The organism is Candidatus Nanopelagicales bacterium, assembly GCA_028687755.1.
In the GTDB taxonomy this organism is placed as follows: domain Bacteria; phylum Actinomycetota; class Actinomycetes; order S36-B12; family S36-B12; genus UBA11398.
In genome coordinates this window covers 174,939-194,045 of sequence record JAQTZL010000001.1, presented here as the reverse complement: position 1 = coordinate 194,045, position 19,107 = coordinate 174,939, and the positions used below count along the sequence as shown (strand labels likewise).

Sequence of the window (19,107 nt, the reverse complement as noted above, 5' to 3'; positions counted from 1 at the left end):
CGCAATGGCCGACTTAGACCAAGCCCTCCGCGGGGATATTCAGCGCAGTGGCTATTACCCAGATCTGGTAGCAGATGCGTTGGAAACGGCACTTGGTGGTGAAGATCTCCAGGCTTATCTGGTCCATCATGAGGCCACGTTCGATCATGATGAGTTACGTCGCCATGTAACTGTGCTGGCGTTGACCGCAACACGCTTAATCGTTGGACACACCGATGAGCATCCAGCAGATGAACATCACCCGGTTTCATTTGCGACCGCTTCAACCGAAGCCGTACGCCTTGAGCGCGTCGACTCAGTTGTCGTCACTCGAGTTGTAACAAATCCAGCAACCCATAAGCCCGGTGGCAATGCCGCGGAAGTTCTCTTAACTATCGGTTGGGGAGCGGTATCGCGCATTGAACTTGAGCCAGCATCTTGCGGTGATCCAACCTGCGATGCTGATCACGGATTTACCGGTACAACAAGTAACGATGATCTGTCGGTTCGTGTATCGCAGGTTGCTGACGGTGGCGAAGTTGTGCAGCAAGCGTTGGCCTTCGCCGCTTCGTTGTCACAGGCAACCGCGTCACGCCTGCGTTAATGTCTTCACAATTACCAAGCGCACCAAGTGCGCTGTCAATCGCTGACATTGTTCCCTCGGCAGCCAGTGCCCTGGGGCTATCTGGGTTTCGCGATCTCATCGGACTTGAACAGCCCCAACACGTGGTGTGTGCGCTGATCGACGGATTAGGTTCGATGCAGTTAGCGCAATATGGCCAGCACGCACCCGTACTTGCATCATTGGTCGGTCCGCTAGCCGCCACAGTCATTCCGTCGACAACACCGGTTGCCTTAGGGTCGTTTGGAACCGGCGAAATGCCGGGAACTCACGGACTTGTAGGAGCCTCGTTTTGGGTTCCGGAGTTCGATGGTGTCTTGGTTCCACTGCAATGGAACGCCCAGATGCCTGCAGTAGCCGTACAGCCTGAGCCAACGATGTTTGAAAACATGCAGGCCGCGGGGATTGCGGTCAACACAGTTGCTCCCGAGGCGTATCGCACCAGTGGATTAACTCGGGCTGTCTTGCGCGGGGGCCAGTACAGCGCAGCAGAAGATGTGAATCAACGAGTCGCTGCAATGTTGGCTGGTGCGCAGCACGGCCCATCGTTCACTTACGTGTACTGGGCAGAGCTTGATCGAGTCGGTCACGAATTTGGTGTTGGCAGCATTGAATGGATAGCTGCCCTTGGTCGTGTAGACGCACTCATTGATTCGTTGCGCAATGCACTACCAATGAATAGTCGACTGATCGTTACTGCAGATCACGGCATGGTCAATTGTGATACCCGGATCTCAGTTGATGCAACGAGTGACTTCACAGCAGGAGTTCGGGTACTTGCCGGCGAGCCACGTGCGCGCCACGTGTATTGCCAGGATGGGCAGGCAAGCGCAGTGGCGCGTAGGTGGTCGCAGTTGCTTGGTGATCACGCTCGAGTTATTGAACGCGAGGCACTGTTGGCCAGTGGACTTATGGGCGACGTGTTAGACGACCTCGTGGATCGCATCGGAGATGTGGTGGTGTTGGCTTCCGCCAATGTTGCGCTCACCTCGTTGATCGATAAGCGAGTGTCATCATTGGCTGGCCAACACGGATCAGTCAGCCAAGAAGAGTGGCAAATTCCCTGCTTGGTGGAGCGAGCCTAAGCGTTACGCATCTTCATTCTTGCTCGTGCCAAACAAGATTTCGTCCCAGGTTGGGATGCTTGCCCGGCGACCTTTTGTCTTGGCTGGCTTCTTTACAGCTGGTTTTTGTGGAGCTACCGGATCTTGGGTTTGCATAGGGAGCATCATGGTTTCGTTGTGCTGAACATTGACCTCATCAGCAGTGATTTCTTCCACAACGATGTCTACAACGATCGCATCATCTTCGCTGTCATCTTCGATTTCAAGTGCGGGTACCGCTACTAGACGTGGGCGAGATTCTTCGACAACCTCGATGTGCGCTTCCTCAACGATGACACCAATGTGTGTTTCGGTGATGAAATCCATTTCACCTTCGGGTGCAACACCAAGAAGGCGCCGAGCCACATCATCAAGTGCATGCAGATTGTGACCAGTGTGATCGTAAGTAAACACAGCTTTCTCACCGTGCTTCCATCCGGGAAGTACAGCAGTAACGATCCATTTGCCATCTTCACGACGGTAGGAATCCCAGGTAATGGAGTCTGGTGAAAAGCCGGTCGGTGCTACTACCTGAGCAACCGAATCTTCAAAGGAGACGGCGGATCCGGTACGGCGTAGTTCAGTGTTGAGTGCTTGGGTAACGATGTACTCGCGCTCAGCCAAGAGAGGGCCGGCGTAACGCATGACCTTGTCCAACTGCCAGCCTGTTTCAGCTGCGATGACCGCAGGCTCAGCACCCGCACGAACGCGAGCCTGAATTTCCCTTGGGCTGAGCGGTTCCAGGGCCTTCTCCTCACGTGCGGTTGTGTTGCCCCAAACATAGTGGGTCAGTCACGCTCAAGCGAAGGGGTCGGGGCAGATGTCGCACCAAAGGCTAGGAGCATTGCGACCAGCGCTCCCGTGGGTGGCAGTAAGTAACTCAAAGTGGTGCCAAATGAATCAATAAAGAATCCAGACAACGAAGTTCCGGCCGCGTACCCCAAAATCATTCCAGAATTCGTCCAGGTGAGAGCTTCGGTGAGCATTGATGCGGGCACCAAGCGTTCCGTGAGTGCATATGTGGTGATCAGCCCAGGTGCGATAGCAGCTCCAGCAAAGATGCCCGAGATCATCAATGCAGGAATGGTGCGAACGAAAACAGCAGGAAGAATCGCAATACACAAGATGGCTGTGCAATAGACCAACTGTTTGTGTAACGGAGCCGACCACGCGCGATGTCCAAACCAAAGCCCACCGATACCTGAGCAGGCTGCCCATAAGCCAAGAATTACCCCGCTCAGTTCTGGGTGCCCAGCGTTTTGCGCAAATGCCACTGTAGTCACCTCGTAACTGCCAAATAGCCAGCCGAAGCACCCCCCAATGATGGGCATTCGCCACATGTTGTGATGGTGAAACACCTTGCCACGTGGTGTGCCAGCAGGATGTTTTCTCGGTTCGCTCTTGCGTTGGTACGCAAGAGCGAATGAACCAGTCAACGTGAATACCGCAGCGAGCACCAAGGGCACTGCTAGCCCAATCTGGACTGCAACAACCGCAGTAAATATTGGACCTACGGTAAAAATGACTTCATCGAGAATGCTTTCCCAAGCAAATGCTGCGCGCTTTTTCTCAGGTTGATCAACGAGGGCAACAGCCCAGCGGGCGCGAACAACAGAACCAAGCGCAGGTTGTGCAGCGCCGGCGAGCAGTACGCCCAAGAGCTGCATAACCACGAGCTGATTGCTGAACAAAAAGATCATGAGTCCCAGTGCGTTGAGCGCAGCTAGATAGGGAAGCGTTGCGCCTTGGCCTCTGACATCCATCAATCGACTCGTGAAAATTGCACCTACGGCCGCCGAAACTTGAAACGCTGCCGCCAAAATACCGGCCTGAGCGTAGGAGCCTGTCGTACCAGCGACGTACAGCACGATCGCCAACATGACGATTGCGATGGGCAGGCGAGCCAAGAACGCTGCGCTGGAAAACTTCAACGCTCCTGGGGTCTGCAAGACCTCGCGATAAGTACCCAACACAACTGCGACGTTAGTGCTCTATAGGTATGAGTGCAGGATGTGGGGGTGGAACCTATTGAAGAATTTTTCGGGAAGCATGAACTTTTGCCTTTGGCATGGCAAGCAAGTGTTGAAGCCGCACGCTTCTTGCGCGACGAGCGCCCTCGGGACTTAGTTATTGAAACGAAATCCTCACCCGTTGATGCTGTCACGCAGATGGATCGCGGCGCCGAACTACGCCTGGTGAACGCTTTGCTTGGTGCCCGTCCAACTGACGGATTCCTTGGCGAGGAAGGTGGGGAGCGGGTTGGTACGTCGGGTACTCGGTGGGTAGTAGATCCACTGGATGGAACCGTGAATTATCTGTATCGCATTCCCATGTGGTCTGTATCCGTTGCCGCAGAAGTCAATGAAGAGTCAGTCCTCGGTGTTGTGATCGTGCCCGAGTTTGACGAGGCCTACGTTGCCATCAAAGGTGGCGGTGCTTGGTTGATTCGCCACGCAATGACCGAGCCAAGTTGGGTTGAACAGTTGCAGGTGCGTGAATGTAACGACGTGTCAGCGGCGATGGTCGCGACAGGTTTTGGGTACTCAAGCCAACGCCGACAAGAGCAAGCGGCCGTGGTGCTTGCACTGTCTGGGCAAGTTCGTGACTTCCGGCGTATGGGTTGCGCGACAGTTGATTTTTGTTGGCTTGCTCGTGGGCGTTTAGATGCCTACTACGAGCGGGGTCTCAATCGCTGGGATGTCGCTGCGGGTGCACTGATTGCCGCGGAAGCTGGAGCAGTGGTCACTGGGCTTTGGGGTGATAATCCTCATGAGGAGACCATGCTCGCTGCCGTGCCAGGAATTGCAATTCCAATGCGCGCTATCGTGCAGAAAGCTCACGGTTGAGCTAGTTCAATCGACGCAATTCCTGCGCGTATCGACGAGCGTTTTCCACATAGCCAGAAACACCGTCAACATCTGGATGATCGTCAACCTTGCTTTCTTGAATAACACATGGAACGCCCAGTGCACGGGCATGTGGCGGCACTACCTTGCGCAAGCCGACCAGAGCGCCAGCTCCCACGAGTGAATGCGGACCGATCACTGATTCATTTAACACAGTTGAACCCGACCCAATCAAACAATCATCATGGATAAGGGCGCCCTCTATATGCACGTTATGACCGACGGTGACTCGATTCCCGATCACTGTGTTGTGTTCATCGGTGCAGTGAATCACCGAGCCATCCTGAATAGAGGTCTGAGATCCGATGATGATGGTTCCGTAGTCACCGCGCAGGACTGCGCCAGGCCAAATCGATGACTCTGGGCCTATCTGGACATCTCCAATGACTACAGCGTCTGGATGTACATACGCGGTTGGATCAATTGTTGGTTCACGGTCACCAATGGCATAGATAGGCATAGGACGAGGTTATCGGGTGCACGTTGGTTAACTGGATTTGAGACAGTGCTTGAGTGAGGTTTAGTGCTGTGAGCAAGAATGGGCTCGCAGGATTCGTATGTGTGAGTTTCGGCGTGAGGGAGATGAACAATGGCGACACCCCAGTCACCTTTAAGAAGTTTCACTGACGATCAAGCGCGCAAGCAATTGAGTGAACTCAAAAAGCAATTTGCTGTGACGCAGTTACCGCAGATTCAAGCGATTGAACTTGACGAAGCCGAAAATCTCGAATTACCGGGCAGCGATGTTTCCGATGACGCCCTAGCCCTTGATATTTTGCCAAAGCAACTCGATGAATTCACCTGTGCCAAGTGTTTCTTGGTGCACCATCGCAGTCAGCTTGATCATGACAGTGTTCATGGGCCTGTGTGCAGTGAATGTTCCTGAACAAGGGATCACACTGCAAGTGTTGAACTAGTGCGTCTCGCGGTTCATTATTCGATAGACCGCTGTTTCAACGGCGGCCGCGGCTGCGGCTGTGACCACTGCCCACATCAAGGCGCGACCAAAACTCACGCGCCCGTCACGAGGATCGGGAGCTTCATTTCCGGTACGCCGCTCATAGGCGGCATTGAGTACCTTGCGCATCACCATGGTTGCGCCAATCGCTGTCATGGGTGCAACCAGATGCATGATCGGGTTAGGTTCTTCGACCGTTTGTTCAGGCTCGTGCGTACTCATGTTCCCACTGTCTCAGATGTGTATTAGTTGATGCCACTTTGGGCCCGTGCATGATCAATTGCATCTTTCAGGGCACCCGGATGTCGGGTACTAATGAGCCAGCCCGGGTGCGGGTCGGTCGGGTCATCTAATGTCACGGCAATCGCAGTCGTACTTGACCACAATTTGAGCAAGGTGAAATCCAGCGCGTGATCTCGACTGCGCCGAGCTTGACGAGTTTCATCAGCGTCGAGCACTCGAGTCTGAGCAATTGATGTCATGGGTAGCCGAGCTTCATCGACTCGCAGAACTTCACTGACTTCAATTACTGGTGATCCAGCCGTCATTGCCAATGCCAGGAGGCCAAATCCGACTATGAACATGACCCAGCCGATCATCGCCGAAAATGCGGCTCCATAGGCGATGCTCAACATCGCAATCAAGCTGGCGGCGAGCAAATAGACCCACCACTTTGGCAGGAGTCGCTCGCGATAGCCGTTCACAGGCTCAACCATAGGCCAACCTCAGTAGAGTCAGTCGTTATGCAGGTACCAGTCTTAATTCAACGCCTTGATGCAGATTTGCCTCTTCCGACATACGAACATCCAGGTGATGCCGCGATGGATTTGCGTGCGCGGGTGTCGGTCACCTTGCAGCCTGGCGAGCGGGTCTTGATTCCCACGGGCATCGCGATTGCCTTGCCAGCCGGGTTTGCCGCATATGTGCACCCAAGAAGTGGGTTAGCGCTCAATCGGGGTCTTGGGATGGTCAATGCACCGGGTGTGATTGATGCGGGGTATCGCGGCGAGATTGGAGTCATATTGATCAATCATGATCCAATTCATGCAATTTCCTTGGAACGGGGTGATCGCATAGCGCAACTCGTGGTGGCCCCCGTTGCCCACGCTGAATTGATCGAGGTCAGTGAATTGCCACAAAGCCATAGAGGCGAGGGCGGGTTCGGCTCAACAGGTACAGGTACTACTACGGTGGGCATGTGAGTAGCGAACTGCGGGCCAATGGGCCATGGGATGAATCCGAAGTTACCTGGGATGAGACGCAACGTCTTGATCTAGGCAGCCTGTTGATCACCGCAATTCCTGGCATTGATGTTCAGGTGCAAGTTGATGAAGCATCCGGAGCTGTGGCACTCGTGACGTTGGCTACTCCAGAAAGTGGAGTGCAATTGCAGGTATTCGCTGCTCCAAAGTCAGGAGGACTTTGGGATGAAGCCCGACCGCAGATCATTGCCTCCATTAATGAGTCCCAAGGATTAGTGGAACAGCAAGTTGGGGCGTTTGGTCCGGAGATTTGGGCTCAAGTTCCTGCGGAGCAAGGTTTGCAAGCAGTTCGGTTCGTAGGTATTGAAGGTCCACGTTGGTTCTTGCGAGCTGTATTCCTAGGCCAAGCCGCCCGTCCAGGTGATGCTGCTGTGTTCATGGAAAATGCTGTGCGTGGGTTAGTCATCGTGCGGGGAAACGACGCACTTCCGGTGGGTACCCCCCTCGTCTTAGCGCTTCCTGCTGTCGACGAGGTAATCGAAGCTTCCGCACCTGTGTTGTTACCACCAGAGCGCGGACCTGAGATCACCGAGATTCGCTAATGGGATTCAAGACTCGGCTTTCGAATTTAGCTCGCACTCGTGCTGAGAGTGAAGCCGTTGAGTTACGAGCAGAACTTAACCGCGATGGTGATCCCTGCCAAGAAATTTGTGATTGTGCAGCTGGTCAATTGGTTTCACTCAGCGGAACTGTTCGATCGGTAACCATTTTGCCGCAGGACGTGGCCCCGGCTTTTGAAATCGAGTTGTATGACGGTTCAGGCGCGACCTCGATTATTTGGCTAGGTCGCAGATCAATTCCTGGAATTGTCGCCGGTCGCCGTCTTCGTGTGAATGGGCGAATGACCAACATCAATGGCCGCAAAACTATTTACAACCCTCGATACACACTGAAGCCCTCACATTCATGAACGACAATGAACCTGCCATAGAGCATGAATCAATTGAGGACATCAAAGCCGAAACCATTCTGCTGGAACGGGCCATTGGCGGTTGGCGCGGGATAATCGATTCAGGAGTTCCTACTCTCACCTTCGTTTTCGCGTATTTGATTACCAGTCAAAATCTGGGCACATCGGTGGTGGCGGCTCTGGCTGCTGGCGTGCTCATCGCGGTTTGGCGTGTAGTTCGACGTGAATCGCTGACTCAAATCGGTGTTGGGTTCCTGGGTTTATTGGTGTCAGCCGGTTTTGCTAAGTACACAGGCAAGGCAGGCGATTTTTATCTTCCAGGATTATTGACCAATCTCGTTTATGGCAGTGTTTTTCTCATTTCCATCTTGGTTCGATGGCCGCTAATCGGCGTCTTCCTTGGATATTTCACTGGGCAAGGCACAACATGGCGCAAGACTCCAAGTCAGCGGCGCGCACTTGCTGCGGCTACTTGGATTTGGGTTGGACTATTTTTTGCTCGTCTGGCCGTGCAGGCGCCGCTGTATTTATCTGACGCGGTCACAGCGTTGGGTATTGTGAAAGTCGTCATGGGATGGCCGCTTTTTCTGGCGGCTGCCTACTTTACGTACCGAGTACTTGAACCCACCTACAAGGCTATGCGCGCCGAAGGATCAACGAAGTAACAATTGTTTATAGATGGCCGAGCATGCGTTGCAGTTCTGGCTCTTGATCAGGTGAGGCCACGAACAGCAATTCATCGCCTGGATCCAATGGATCATCCGGTGACGGTGTAATCACGCGGCTGCCACGAACGATGGCAACGAGTGCAGTGTCTGGTGGCCACGGTTGATCTCCCACCCGTTGGCCAGCAACGGGGGAGTCAGATGAAAGCGTGATTTCAACCAAGTTTGCTTGGCCTTGGCGGAAGGTGAACAGGCGCACGAGATCGCCGACGCTCACCGCTTCCTCGACGAGCGCGGAAAGCATGCGGGGCGTTGACACGGCAACGTCCACACCCCAACTCTCATCAAACATCCATTCGTTCTTTGGATGGTTAACGCGAGCAACTACTCGTGGAACCCCGTATTCAGTCTTTGAAAGCAAACTCACCACAAGGTTCACCTTGTCGTCGCCTGTCGCGGCGACCATCACCTGGCATTGAGCCAGATTTGCGGCTTCAAGGGTTGAGATTTCACAAGCATCCGCAAGAAGAACTTCAGCGCCTTCAATGGAACCTGAGCGTGAAAGTTCTGGATCACGATCGATGAGCAAAACATTGTGACCATTAGCGATGAGTTCGCGAGCAATCGAGCGACCGACCTTGCCTGCACCTGCAATTGCGACGCGCATCTATGCCTCCACTGGTCCGTGCGCAAACACGCGCACTACGTGGGCAACTTGGTCTGTTCGGTATGTGGCATACACCTGGTCGCCCTCTTGAAGCACTGTCTCAGCGTTGGGGATGGATGGTTCGCCATAACGCGTGATGTACGTAATTCGAGCACCAGATGCCACCTCAAGCTCAACGGCACGCTTACCAATCCACACAGAGCCAAATGAAATGGCACCGACGGCTAGGTATCCGCTTGCATCGCGGAAGAGTTCATCGCTACCGAGCGGAAGTATGCGGCGCATGATTTGGCTTGATGTCCAGGCCACGGTTGCAACGGTGGGAATACCGAGACGTTCGTAGATTTCTGCTCGACGCTGGTCATAAATTCGAGCCACGACGCGTTCTACGTTGTAGGTCTCTCGGGCCACACGCGCAGCCAAAATATTGGTGTTATCACCGCTACTGACCGCGGCAAAAGCGCCTGCGCGTTCGATCCCTGCACTTTCAAGCGTTTCACGGTCAAAGCCAATGCCTTTGACCGTGAGCCCACCAAAATCAGCAGGGAGTCGACGGAAGGCTGAGGCGTCCTGATCGATGATGGCCACGGAGTGACCAGACTTGTCGAGGAATTCACCTAGGAGGGATCCGACTCGTCCGCACCCAAGGATGACGATGTGCACGTTCAGAAGATACAGGTAAGGCGTAGCATCCGTTGACGTGCCGTTGTCCGAGGGTCTTAAGCGTCTCCTAGTTGGTCGTGCATTACGCAGCGATCGTCTCCACGAGACCTATTTGTCAAAGAAAATCGCCCTGCCTGTGTTCGCCAGCGATGCGCTGTCCTCGAACGCGTATGCCACACAGGAAATCCTGTTGGTGCTCTCGCTTGGCGGGGTGAGCCTCTACGAGTGGGGGCCGTTGGTAGCTGCTGGTGTCGTACTCATTTACTTCGCGGTGGTGATGTCGTATCGCCAAACCGTGCACGCCTATCCAAGTGGTGGTGGCGACTATGAAGTGGTCACACATAACCTCGGGCCAAATTGGGGTGTGTTTGTAGCAAGTGCGCTACTGATTGATTACGTCATGACCGTCGCGGTATCGATTGCATCTGCCGTCGACAACCTAGGTTCCGTGTTTCCTGCAATCAGTTTGCACAATGTGTGGTGGGCGGTGGGGATCATCGTGGTGATCACCTTGCTGAACTTGCGTGGCATGAAGGAATCCGGCGGATTGTTCGCGGCGCCAACCTATTTCTTCATGGCAGCAATTTTCGTCATGATCGCAACAGCGATTATTCGGATGATCTTTGGTGCAAATCTCCAGGCAGAAAGTGCTTCTTGGAACATTCTTCCCGAAGGTTCATTTACTGGCTTCGCGTTGGCATTTCTCATTATGCGTTCATTCTCTTCAGGTACCACTGCGTTGACCGGTATAGAAGCGGTGGCAAATGGCGTCCCTGCCTTCAAGCCGCCGAAGTCCAAGAATGCAGCAACGACCTTGGCTTTGCTCGGGATTATTTCCATGGCCATGTTCGTGGGTATTACATGGCTAGCAATTAAGACTGGCGTGAAGATTACGCACAAGGATTCTGAATTAGTGGGTCTGCCAGAGGGCCAGGCACAAAAAACTGTCATTGTTCAGATTGCTAATGCGGTATTCAGTGAACAAGTGATTCCTGTGTTGGTAATTTCACTTGCGACTGCATTGATCCTGGCACTGGCCGCAAACACTGCTTTTAATGGTTTCCCTGTCATGGGTTCGATCTTGGCCAAAGACGGGTACCTTCCGCGTCAATTGCACACGCGCGGCGATCGTCTCGCATTCAGCAATGGCATCCTCACGTTAGCCGCATTAGCAATTGTCTTAATCGTGATCTACCAAGCAGACGTAACAGCATTGATTCAGCTGTACATCCTTGGCGTATTTGTTTCGTTCACGTTGAGTCAGATCGGCATGGTTCGTCACTGGACAAGAAATCTGAAGTCAGAGACCAATCCAAAGGAACGCGGCAAAATGCGTCGTTCTCGAGGCATAAATTTCTTTGGTTTCATCATGACTGGGCTCGTGCTCGTGATTGTGCTGCTCACAAAGTTCACTCATGGTGCCTGGCTAGTTGTCGTGGCAATGCCGGTCATTTTCGCCATCATGAAAATCATTCATGGTCATTACGAGCGTGTAAGTCGTGAGCTTGCCACCAGAGATGATGAAAAAGTCGTTCTTCCATCTCGTGTGCACGCGCTTGTATTGGTTTCCAAGATCCATAAGCCAACACTGCGTGCCCTTGCCTATGCCCGTGCATCACGCCCGACAGTGCTTGAAGCAATTACAGTCAACGTTGACGACGATGACACTGCTGCGTTACAAGCCGATTGGGCTCGTCGTGAAATTCCTGTGACCCTGAAAATCCTTGATTCGCCATATCGAGAAATTACGCGCCCAATTTTGACGTACGTTCGCGATCTTCGATCCGATAATCCAAATGACATTGTGATGGTGTTTATTCCTGAATATGTTGTTGGTCGCTGGTGGGAACAGTTGTTACATAATCAATCTGCATTGAGGTTGAAGAGTCGATTGCTCTTCACTCCGGGCGTGATGGTGACCAGCGTGCCTTGGCAGTTGGCATCCAGTGAATTGGCCGTTAATAAAGATGAATAACGTTGTTCGCGCGCCTAAAGAACCCATTGAAGTTGATGATGAAGTTCGACTTATTCTTGGTCCGACAGTCCACGGCGGTCACTGCATCGCCCACCCACTTGGTCACACCGCATTTGTTCGCCATGGGTTAGAAGGCGAAGACGTCACTGTGCGCATCACAGAAGTGCGTTCGAAGTTTGTGCGCGCCGATGTCATCGAAGTTCATGAAGCGTCACCTTTTCGAGTTGAAGCTCCGTGCAGTTGGGCTCGTTCCTATGGATGTGGCGGCTGCGATTTCCAGCATGTAGACGTGGCACACCAGCGCACGATCAAAGGTGCAATTGCGCGCGAGTCGTTGCAACGTCAAGCAGGGATTGATCTGGGCGAACTGGATGTTGAATCACTCGGCGATGTGGATGGCTTGGGGTGGCGCACACGGATGCGCTGGACGGTCGATGGAGCTGGTCAAGCCGGAATGCTCGGTTTTCGCAGCCATGGTGTGTTGCCCGTTGAGGAGTGTCTCTTGGCAAGCCAGGCCATCACTGCTGCGCAGGTCACTGAGGCGGATTGGTCCGGTGTCGAAAGCGTGCAGGTCACACAAGACTCGCGCGGCAATGTTTCAGTATGGGCAGATCGCGACTTAGTCAGTGGTCCGCGCAAGGCTCACCAGCAGGTACGTGAACGAATCTGGGAAATTGAGAGCACTGGGTTTTGGCAGGTGCACCCGGCGGCCGCAGAGTCCATTGTGCAACACGTGCTTGATTTCGGTGCGCCACAGGCAGGGGAGCGGTGGATTGATCTGTATGCCGGAGCGGGCTTGATCAGTGCTTTCCTTGCCGAAGCTGTCGGAGTGACCGGCAATGTCACGGCCGTGGAGAGCTATCGCAGTGCCGTGCGCGACGGAAAGCGTGCCCTTGCTGATCTACAGCAGGTCACTTTTGTTGATGCCGATGTTGAACGTTGGCAGTTCCCGCACCAAGTAGATGGAATAGTGCTGGATCCTCCGAGGCGGGGCGCTGGTAGAGAAGTGATGAAGTCAGTCGCAGCAGCCAAGCCACGCTCAGTGGTGTACGTGGCCTGTGATCCCGTTGCCTTTGCACGAGATGCAGCCTTCCTCATGGAGGCTGGGTACACGCTTACATCCTTTGTGGTCCTTGATGCGTTCCCAATGACCTCGCACATGGAGTGCATTGCCAAGTTTGAGCCGTCGGCATAAGGACCAGACCTGTTGTGCCCTTGGGAGGGTGAATCGGCTACCTTGAACCTACTTAGAGCGAAAGGTATGGCCAGCGTGGACAGTTTTGGTGCCAAAGGAAATCTGCAGGTTGGATCGAATTCCTACGAGATTTTCCGAATTGCAACGGTCCCGGGCAGTGATCGCCTTCCCTTCACGCACAAGGTGCTTCTTGAAAACCTCCTGCGCACCGAAGATGGCGCCAACATCACCAAAGAAACCATCGCATCTCTGGGCAACTGGGATCCCGCTGCCCAGCCAAGCGAAGAAATCCAGTTCACTCCGGCACGTGTAGTGATGCAGGACTTCACCGGTGTTCCTGTGGTTGTCGACCTTGCAACCATGCGCGAAGCTGTTGCAGAGCTCGGAGGAGACGCCAGCAAGATCGAGCCATTGGCTCCATCTGAACTTGTGATCGACCACTCGGTCATCGTGGATTTCTTTGGCAGCCAAAATGCTGAAGCGCTGAACGTGGATCTGGAATATGAACGCAACTTAGAGCGCTACCAATTCCTTCGTTGGGGCCAAGGCGCTTTTGAAGAATTCAAGGTCGTGCCACCAGGCACCGGCATCGTCCACCAAGTCAATATTGAGAACCTGGCTCGAGTCATCATGGCTCGTGGTGGTCAGGCGTACCCAGACACTGTCGTCGGCACCGATTCACACACCACCATGGTCAATGGCCTTGGTGTGTTGGGCTGGGGCGTCGGCGGTATCGAAGCTGAAGCAGCAATGCTTGGCCAACCAGTGTCGATGTTGATCCCACGTGTTGTTGGCTTCAAGCTTCGCGGTGAATTGCCACAGGGCGCCACAGCAACAGACCTCGTACTCACCATTACCGACATGCTTCGCAAGCATGGAGTCGTTGGCAAGTTCGTAGAGTTTTACGGTGAAGGTGTCAGCGCAGTGCCGCTGGCCAACCGCGCCACTATCGGCAACATGAGCCCTGAATACGGCAGCACGGTTGCGATCTTCCCCGTTGATGAAGCAACAGTTGATTATTTGCGCCTCACGGGCCGATCAGAAGAGCAAATTGCACTTGTTGAGGCGTATGCAAAGGAACAAGGGTTGTGGCACAACGCTGCACATGAGCCTGTGTATTCCGAATACCTTGAGTTGGATCTCGCAACTATCGTGCCTTCGATTGCTGGTCCAAAGCGCCCACAGGATCGCGTGCTGCTTTCCGAATCAAAGGGTGCCTTCGAAGTTGCACTGGAGGACTACACCAAGTCACCTGCAGCGTTGGCAGAGGTGACCATTAACGGAACGACTTCAGAGATTGGTCATGGCGCTGTCACTGTTGCCGCGATTACATCGTGCACCAACACCTCAAATCCATTCGTGATGCTTGGCGCCGGTTTGCTGGCTAAGAAGGCTGTTGAGCGTGGGCTCACTCGGGCACCTTGGGTCAAAACTTCCCTTGCACCTGGCTCAAAGGTTGTCGCTGATTACTACGACAAAGCCGGTTTAACCCCATACTTGAATCAGCTTGGTTTTGACATCGTTGGTTACGGTTGCACCACTTGCATTGGTAACTCAGGTCCACTCATTCCTGAAGTAAGTGCAGCGGTCAATGAACATGACCTCGCAGTGGTGTCAGTGCTCAGTGGTAACCGCAACTTCGAAGGTCGCATCAATCCTGACATCAAGATGAACTACTTGGCATCCCCTCCACTCGTGGTCGCATACGCAATTGCGGGAACGATGGATATTGACCTAGCAACTGAACCTTTGGGTTACGACTCAGATGGCAAGGGTGTGTTCTTGGCAGATGTGTGGCCTAGTGCAAATGAAGTTGCCGCTGTAGTGAACTCTGCAATTGATGCTGACATGTTCTCTTCGCGTTACAAGGATGTGTTTGCAGGCGATGCTCGCTGGCAGAACCTGGCAACCCCAAGTGGTGATCTTTTTGCTTGGGATCCGGAGAGCACATACGTGCGCAAACCGCCGTACTTCGAAGGTATGGGCCGTACGCCTTCACCTGTCAATGACATCACCGGTGCGCGCGTTCTAGCTGTACTTGGCGATTCGGTCACGACTGACCACATTTCACCTGCCGGCAATATCAAGGCTGACAGCCCTGCAGGCGTGTATTTAGCTGAACACGGTGTTGATCGCGCAGACTTCAACTCCTACGGATCACGTCGTGGCAACCATGAAGTGATGATTCGTGGAACATTTGCGAACATCCGTTTGAAGAACCTCATGCTCGATGGCATTGAGGGCGGCTTTACTGTCGATCTCACCAATGCTGATGAGCCTGTTGTTTCGATTTACGATGCAGCGCAAAGCTACGCCAAGCACGGCACCCCATTGGTGATTCTTGCTGGCAAGGAATACGGCTCAGGTTCATCGCGCGACTGGGCGGCAAAGGGCACGGCACTCCTTGGTGTTCGTGTGGTTATTGCAGAGTCATATGAGCGCATCCACCGTTCCAACTTGATTGGCATGGGCGTCTTGCCATTGCAGTACCAAGCGGGCGTCAATGCTCAAAGCCTTGGCCTGACTGGCGAAGAGGTCATCACAGTGAAGGGTGTTGTTCAGTTAAACGACGGCACTACACCACGTGAAGTTGCTGTTGAAGCGGTAAAGCAAGATGGATCAGTCGTGGAGTTCAATGCGCTGGTGCGTATCGATACACCAGGTGAAGCTGACTACTACCGCCATGGTGGAATCTTGCAGTACGTGCTTCGTTCGTTGCTCTAAATGACACCAGCAGGTTGGCCTCATGGTTTGGTACCCCCAGACCATGAGGATTTCACCGGCGAAGCCGTCAAATGGTTACTGGACCAGGGCCCAGCTGATTTGCGAACCTCGCCTTTGCGAGGATTTCCACTGGCCTTGGCGTTGTATCTGGAATCTTTCACCGCGGGTGCCCTTGAAGGGTCGCGTTTGGGATACAGCCAAACGAGAACCAAACTTGAAGGCACTCTGCAGGCCTTTGATTTAGAAATCGTGCAGCAAGCTCTTGCTGCTCAAGGGGCAAGAATGGTGGCTCTGCAGCGTGAAATTTCTCTTGTTGTCGAGGGGCTACGAGAGGTCTCTGCTCGTCACTAGGGGCCTAGACTAACCGGGTGAGCCTGTTAGCCCGTATCCGCGACCCTCGCGATGTTCGAGCGTTAACTCCCGCGCAATTACCTGTTCTCGCCGCCGAGATCCGTGCCTTTCTGGTAGCCAAAGTTTCGGCAACTGGCGGACATCTTGGCCCCAATTTGGGTGTCGTGGAGCTCACGATTGCGCTCCATCGCACGTTCACGTCACCACAGGACGCGATCATTTGGGACACCGGTCATCAGTCATATGTACACAAAATCCTGACGGGCCGAGCAGCAGGTTTCGATGAACTTCGTCAGGCTGGGGGATTGTCGGGTTATCCAAGCCGATCCGAAAGCATTCATGACATTGTCGAGAATTCACATGCTTCAACTTCACTGTCATATGCCGATGGCCTAGCCAAGGCGTGGGAACTGCGTGGGCTGTTGGGCAAACAACATGTTGTTGCTGTGATTGGTGATGGTGGCCTCACCGGAGGCATGGCTTGGGAAGCGCTCAACAACATTGCAGGTTCCAAGCGTCCGGTCGTGATCGTTGTGAACGATAACGAGCGCTCGTATTCACCAACCATTGGCGGATTAGCGCATCATTTGTCCACATTACGGACGACTCGTGGTTACGAACGCTTCATGGATTGGGGCAAGCGGGTGCTACATCGCACTCCGGTTGTGGGTAATCCAATTTACGGAACTTTGCACGGAATGAAAAAAGGCGTCAAGGACATCATGGCGCCGCAGGGCATGTTTGAAGATCTTGGATTGAAGTACATCGGGCCAGTTGATGGCCATGATGAAACTGAACTCGAACATGCACTCAAGCGTGCAAAGGAATTTGACGGACCTGTCATCGTGCATGTGATCACCGAAAAAGGTCGCGGATATGGGCCAGCTGAAGCAGATGATGCTGATCGATTCCATGGCGTTGGCATCATTGACCCTGACACGGGTATTCCCGTTGGAGTCTCAGGCCCTACTTGGACAGCAGCGTTTTCAGATGCACTTGTGACTGCTGGACGTTCACGATCTGATCTTGTAGCGATTACGGCGGCTATGTTGGGACCAACAGGATTAAACGCCTTTGCTCAAGCATTTCCAGAACGCACCTTCGATGTGGGTATCGCTGAACAGCATGCAACCACGAGTGCGGCGGGATTAGCGTTTGGTGGTTTGCATCCGGTGGTCGCGCTCTACGCAACCTTCCTCAACCGGGCTTTCGATCAGGTGCTGATGGATTGTGCGCTCCATAATGCCGGAGTTACCTTCGTCTTGGATCGTGCTGGTGTCACTGGTGATGATGGTGCAACGCACAATGGAATCTGGGATTTGTCGATGCTGCAGGTCGTTCCTGGACTTCGCATCGCTGCTCCGCGTGATGAAGTCACCTTGCGAGATGAATTCAATGAAGCGATCGCTATTAGTGATGCACCGACTGTGGTGCGTTTCCCTAAAGGTGCCCTGCCGCCTGTTCTCCCTGCCATTCGTCGCGTTGATGCTGTTGATGTTTTGGCCGAATACGGGGATCAGCACGTCCTCATTGTGAGTGTCGGAGCCTTTGCGCCGTTGTGCTGTGAAGTTGCTGAGCGTTTACATGATCAGGGAATCGGGAGCTTGGTTGTTGATCCGCGTTGGGTGAAGCCGGTGCCAACCGCGATTATTGAGTTAGCGCGCTGCGCAAAATTGGTCGTTGTCGTGGAAGATGGCATGCGCACGGGTGGTGTTGGCGCGGCAGTGAGCCAAGTTCTACGCGACGCTCATGTTGACGTACTTGTTCGAAATATTGGAATACCTGATGAGTTCCTTGAGCATGGTAAGCGTGCAGATCTACTCAAGCAGTTTGGTTTAACGTCACAGGAAATTTCGCGCACCGTGGTAGAAACCGTTGCGGTGCAAGGCTCTCAAGAAGTTATTGATCGTCAGTCTTCGGTGCAGCAGTAGCGAGCAATCCTGTTGCAAAAATCGGAGTGGATAATTCAATCTGCCACTCTCGGGCACCGTGGGCCCTGAGGTAATCAATAATCGTTTCGCTGGTGATTTCCAATGGCGGTTCCCAGCACAATCTGCGAGTGATTTCTGGTGTCAATAAATTTTCGACAGGCACGCTCACTCGTTCGGAAAGTTCACGCAAACCTTCACGGACAACTTCAAGGCGTACCGATGCTTGCGGATTCTTATTGATCCACGTGCGAGGTGGCGGCAGACCTTCGCCTGGTCCGCTACTGACTGGCCACGAATGCTCTGGCGATTCCAAAGCGGTACTTATCGCCGACCACCACTGAGCGCGTCTGCGCGTTTGGCCACGGCCAGCGAACGCAGGGAGTTTGCCTAGATCGTCTGAAGACGCAGGAAGTTCAGTGGCAGCCGCAACGATCGCAGCATCGGGAAGGATGCGTCCTGGGGCTATATCTTCACGTCGTGCCGTGAGGTCGCGTGCAGTCCATAATTCACGGACGACCGCCAGTTGTTGGCCTTTGCGAAGTTTGTGAATACCGGAGGTTCGCCTCCATGGTTCTTCGCCTCGGTCCTTGGGGCGAAAATTCAATAATGCATCGAATTCCTGTTGAGCCCACTGTGCCTTTCCGGCGGTGTCGAGCTCGGCCTGAAGAACATCCATTAATTCGACGAGTAACTCAACATCGAGAGCCGCGTATCGCAATTGAGCTTTCGTGAGTGGGCGCAACGACCAATCCGTTGCACCGTGACCCTTCTCGAGAATCTCACCTAGTTCAGATTCGACAAGCGCACCCAGACTCACGCGTTCACGGCCAAGCAGGCGTCCGGCAAGTTCGGTATCAAAGAGCGAAATCGGAAACAGACCCAACTCATTGAGACAAGGTAAATCTTGGGAGGCGGCATGCAGAATCCAGGGGATGCCATCCATTGCGGTGATCAATGGACTGAAATCGTCGATAGTGATGGGATCGATCAATGCAGTTCCCGCGCCTTCACGGCGGAGCTGAATCAGATACGCACGCTGGCTGTAACGAAAACCTGAAGCTCGTTCGGCGTCAAGGGCCACGGGCCCGCTGCCGTCAGCGAGAAGTGCGCTGTACGCCTTGAGTTGTGCACTCGTAGTAATTGGTTCTGGAACGCCATCGCGAGGTTCACGTTCGCGTTTTAGCTCAACAGGCATA

21 protein-coding genes are annotated in these 19,107 nt (G+C 53.7%); 13 read left to right on the top strand and 8 right to left on the bottom strand.

The window, feature by feature from the left end; translation table 11 throughout:
- The first annotated feature begins 4 nt into the window (after window positions 1-4).
- On the top strand, window positions 5-583 hold the full coding sequence (locus PHN51_01060) for a DUF5998 family protein (GenBank protein MDD2817367.1): 579 nt from the start codon (window positions 5-7) through the stop codon (window positions 581-583).
- Window positions 583-1,686 carry an alkaline phosphatase family protein gene (locus PHN51_01055; protein MDD2817366.1) on the top strand — a complete coding sequence of 368 codons (1,104 nt, stop codon included), beginning with the start codon at window positions 583-585 and terminating at the stop codon, window positions 1,684-1,686. The genes PHN51_01060 and PHN51_01055 overlap by 1 nt, the downstream gene beginning before the upstream one ends.
- A gap of 3 nt (window positions 1,687-1,689) precedes the next feature.
- Here the strand turns inward: PHN51_01055 and sepH are convergent, their stop codons facing one another.
- Window positions 1,690-2,448, bottom strand: coding sequence for a septation protein SepH (gene sepH, locus PHN51_01050; protein MDD2817365.1), 759 nt, complete (start codon window positions 2,446-2,448; stop codon window positions 1,690-1,692).
- Between the two features lie 44 nt (window positions 2,449-2,492).
- Window positions 2,493-3,635, bottom strand: coding sequence for an MFS transporter (locus PHN51_01045; GenBank protein MDD2817364.1), 1,143 nt, complete (start codon window positions 3,633-3,635; stop codon window positions 2,493-2,495).
- An 87-nt stretch (window positions 3,636-3,722) separates the two neighbouring features.
- On the opposite strand from PHN51_01045, the gene PHN51_01040 reads away from it, so the two are divergent.
- Window positions 3,723-4,550 (top strand): inositol monophosphatase family protein, encoded by an 828-nt coding sequence (locus PHN51_01040; GenBank protein ID MDD2817363.1) that lies wholly within the window; start codon window positions 3,723-3,725, stop codon window positions 4,548-4,550.
- Window position 4,551: 1 nt separating this feature from the next.
- Here the strand turns inward: PHN51_01040 and PHN51_01035 are convergent, their stop codons facing one another.
- The gene (locus tag PHN51_01035) at window positions 4,552-5,070 is read right to left on the bottom strand and encodes a gamma carbonic anhydrase family protein (GenBank protein ID MDD2817362.1); all 519 of its coding nucleotides are present in this window, start codon (window positions 5,068-5,070) and stop codon (window positions 4,552-4,554) included.
- A gap of 129 nt (window positions 5,071-5,199) precedes the next feature.
- On the opposite strand from PHN51_01035, the gene PHN51_01030 reads away from it, so the two are divergent.
- A complete protein-coding gene (locus PHN51_01030; GenBank protein MDD2817361.1) occupies window positions 5,200-5,496 on the top strand; it encodes a DUF4193 family protein in 297 nt (98 codons plus the stop codon).
- A 27-nt stretch (window positions 5,497-5,523) separates the two neighbouring features.
- Here PHN51_01030 and PHN51_01025 read toward each other — a convergent pair whose 3' ends face one another.
- Together PHN51_01025 and PHN51_01020 are read right to left on the bottom strand one after the other, a co-directional pair.
- Complete coding sequence (locus tag PHN51_01025; GenBank protein ID MDD2817360.1) at window positions 5,524-5,790, bottom strand: DUF4235 domain-containing protein; 267 nt, start codon at window positions 5,788-5,790, stop codon at window positions 5,524-5,526.
- A gap of 23 nt (window positions 5,791-5,813) precedes the next feature.
- Entirely contained in the window at window positions 5,814-6,284 is a 471-nt protein-coding gene (locus tag PHN51_01020; GenBank protein ID MDD2817359.1) for a DUF3093 domain-containing protein, read from the bottom strand.
- 27 nt (window positions 6,285-6,311) lie between these two features.
- Between PHN51_01020 and dut the strand changes: the two genes are divergently transcribed.
- The 4 genes from dut to PHN51_01000 are packed head-to-tail and all read left to right on the top strand — an operon-like array spanning window position 6,312 to window position 8,405.
- Entirely contained in the window at window positions 6,312-6,770 is a 459-nt protein-coding gene (gene dut, locus PHN51_01015) for a dUTP diphosphatase (GenBank protein MDD2817358.1), read from the top strand.
- Window positions 6,767-7,372: a DUF3710 domain-containing protein gene (locus PHN51_01010; protein MDD2817357.1), complete on the top strand. Its 606-nt coding sequence runs from the start codon at window positions 6,767-6,769 to the stop codon at window positions 7,370-7,372. The genes dut and PHN51_01010 overlap by 4 nt, the downstream gene beginning before the upstream one ends.
- On the top strand, window positions 7,372-7,740 hold the full coding sequence (locus tag PHN51_01005) for a DNA-binding protein (protein ID MDD2817356.1): 369 nt from the start codon (window positions 7,372-7,374) through the stop codon (window positions 7,738-7,740). Before PHN51_01010 ends, PHN51_01005 begins: the two co-directional genes overlap by 1 nt.
- Complete coding sequence (locus tag PHN51_01000; GenBank protein ID MDD2817355.1) at window positions 7,737-8,405, top strand: DUF3159 domain-containing protein; 669 nt, start codon at window positions 7,737-7,739, stop codon at window positions 8,403-8,405. The genes PHN51_01005 and PHN51_01000 overlap by 4 nt, the downstream gene beginning before the upstream one ends.
- Before the next feature lie 7 nt (window positions 8,406-8,412).
- Here the strand turns inward: PHN51_01000 and PHN51_00995 are convergent, their stop codons facing one another.
- Together PHN51_00995 and PHN51_00990 are read right to left on the bottom strand one after the other, a co-directional pair.
- Window positions 8,413-9,072, bottom strand: coding sequence for a TrkA family potassium uptake protein (locus tag PHN51_00995; protein MDD2817354.1), 660 nt, complete (start codon window positions 9,070-9,072; stop codon window positions 8,413-8,415).
- Window positions 9,073-9,735, bottom strand: coding sequence for a TrkA family potassium uptake protein (locus tag PHN51_00990; GenBank protein MDD2817353.1), 663 nt, complete (start codon window positions 9,733-9,735; stop codon window positions 9,073-9,075).
- A 37-nt stretch (window positions 9,736-9,772) separates the two neighbouring features.
- Here PHN51_00990 and PHN51_00985 point away from each other — a divergent pair, with 37 nt between their 5' ends.
- From PHN51_00985 to dxs, 5 genes are all read left to right on the top strand, one after another.
- The gene (locus tag PHN51_00985; GenBank protein ID MDD2817352.1) at window positions 9,773-11,710 is read left to right on the top strand and encodes an APC family permease; all 1,938 of its coding nucleotides are present in this window, start codon (window positions 9,773-9,775) and stop codon (window positions 11,708-11,710) included.
- Complete coding sequence (locus PHN51_00980; protein MDD2817351.1) at window positions 11,703-12,905, top strand: TRAM domain-containing protein; 1,203 nt, start codon at window positions 11,703-11,705, stop codon at window positions 12,903-12,905. The genes PHN51_00985 and PHN51_00980 overlap by 8 nt, the downstream gene beginning before the upstream one ends.
- A 75-nt stretch (window positions 12,906-12,980) precedes the next feature.
- On the top strand, window positions 12,981-15,629 hold the full coding sequence (gene acnA, locus PHN51_00975; GenBank protein ID MDD2817350.1) for an aconitate hydratase AcnA: 2,649 nt from the start codon (window positions 12,981-12,983) through the stop codon (window positions 15,627-15,629).
- A complete protein-coding gene (locus PHN51_00970; protein MDD2817349.1) occupies window positions 15,630-15,980 on the top strand; it encodes a hypothetical protein in 351 nt (116 codons plus the stop codon).
- Between the two features lie 17 nt (window positions 15,981-15,997).
- Window positions 15,998-17,911 carry a 1-deoxy-D-xylulose-5-phosphate synthase gene (gene dxs / locus PHN51_00965; GenBank protein MDD2817348.1) on the top strand — a complete coding sequence of 638 codons (1,914 nt, stop codon included), beginning with the start codon at window positions 15,998-16,000 and terminating at the stop codon, window positions 17,909-17,911.
- Here dxs and PHN51_00960 read toward each other — a convergent pair.
- Window positions 17,880-19,106: a ribonuclease D gene (locus tag PHN51_00960; protein ID MDD2817347.1), complete on the bottom strand. Its 1,227-nt coding sequence runs from the start codon at window positions 19,104-19,106 to the stop codon at window positions 17,880-17,882. The genes dxs and PHN51_00960 overlap by 32 nt on opposite strands.
- Window position 19,107: the final 1 nt, after the last annotated feature.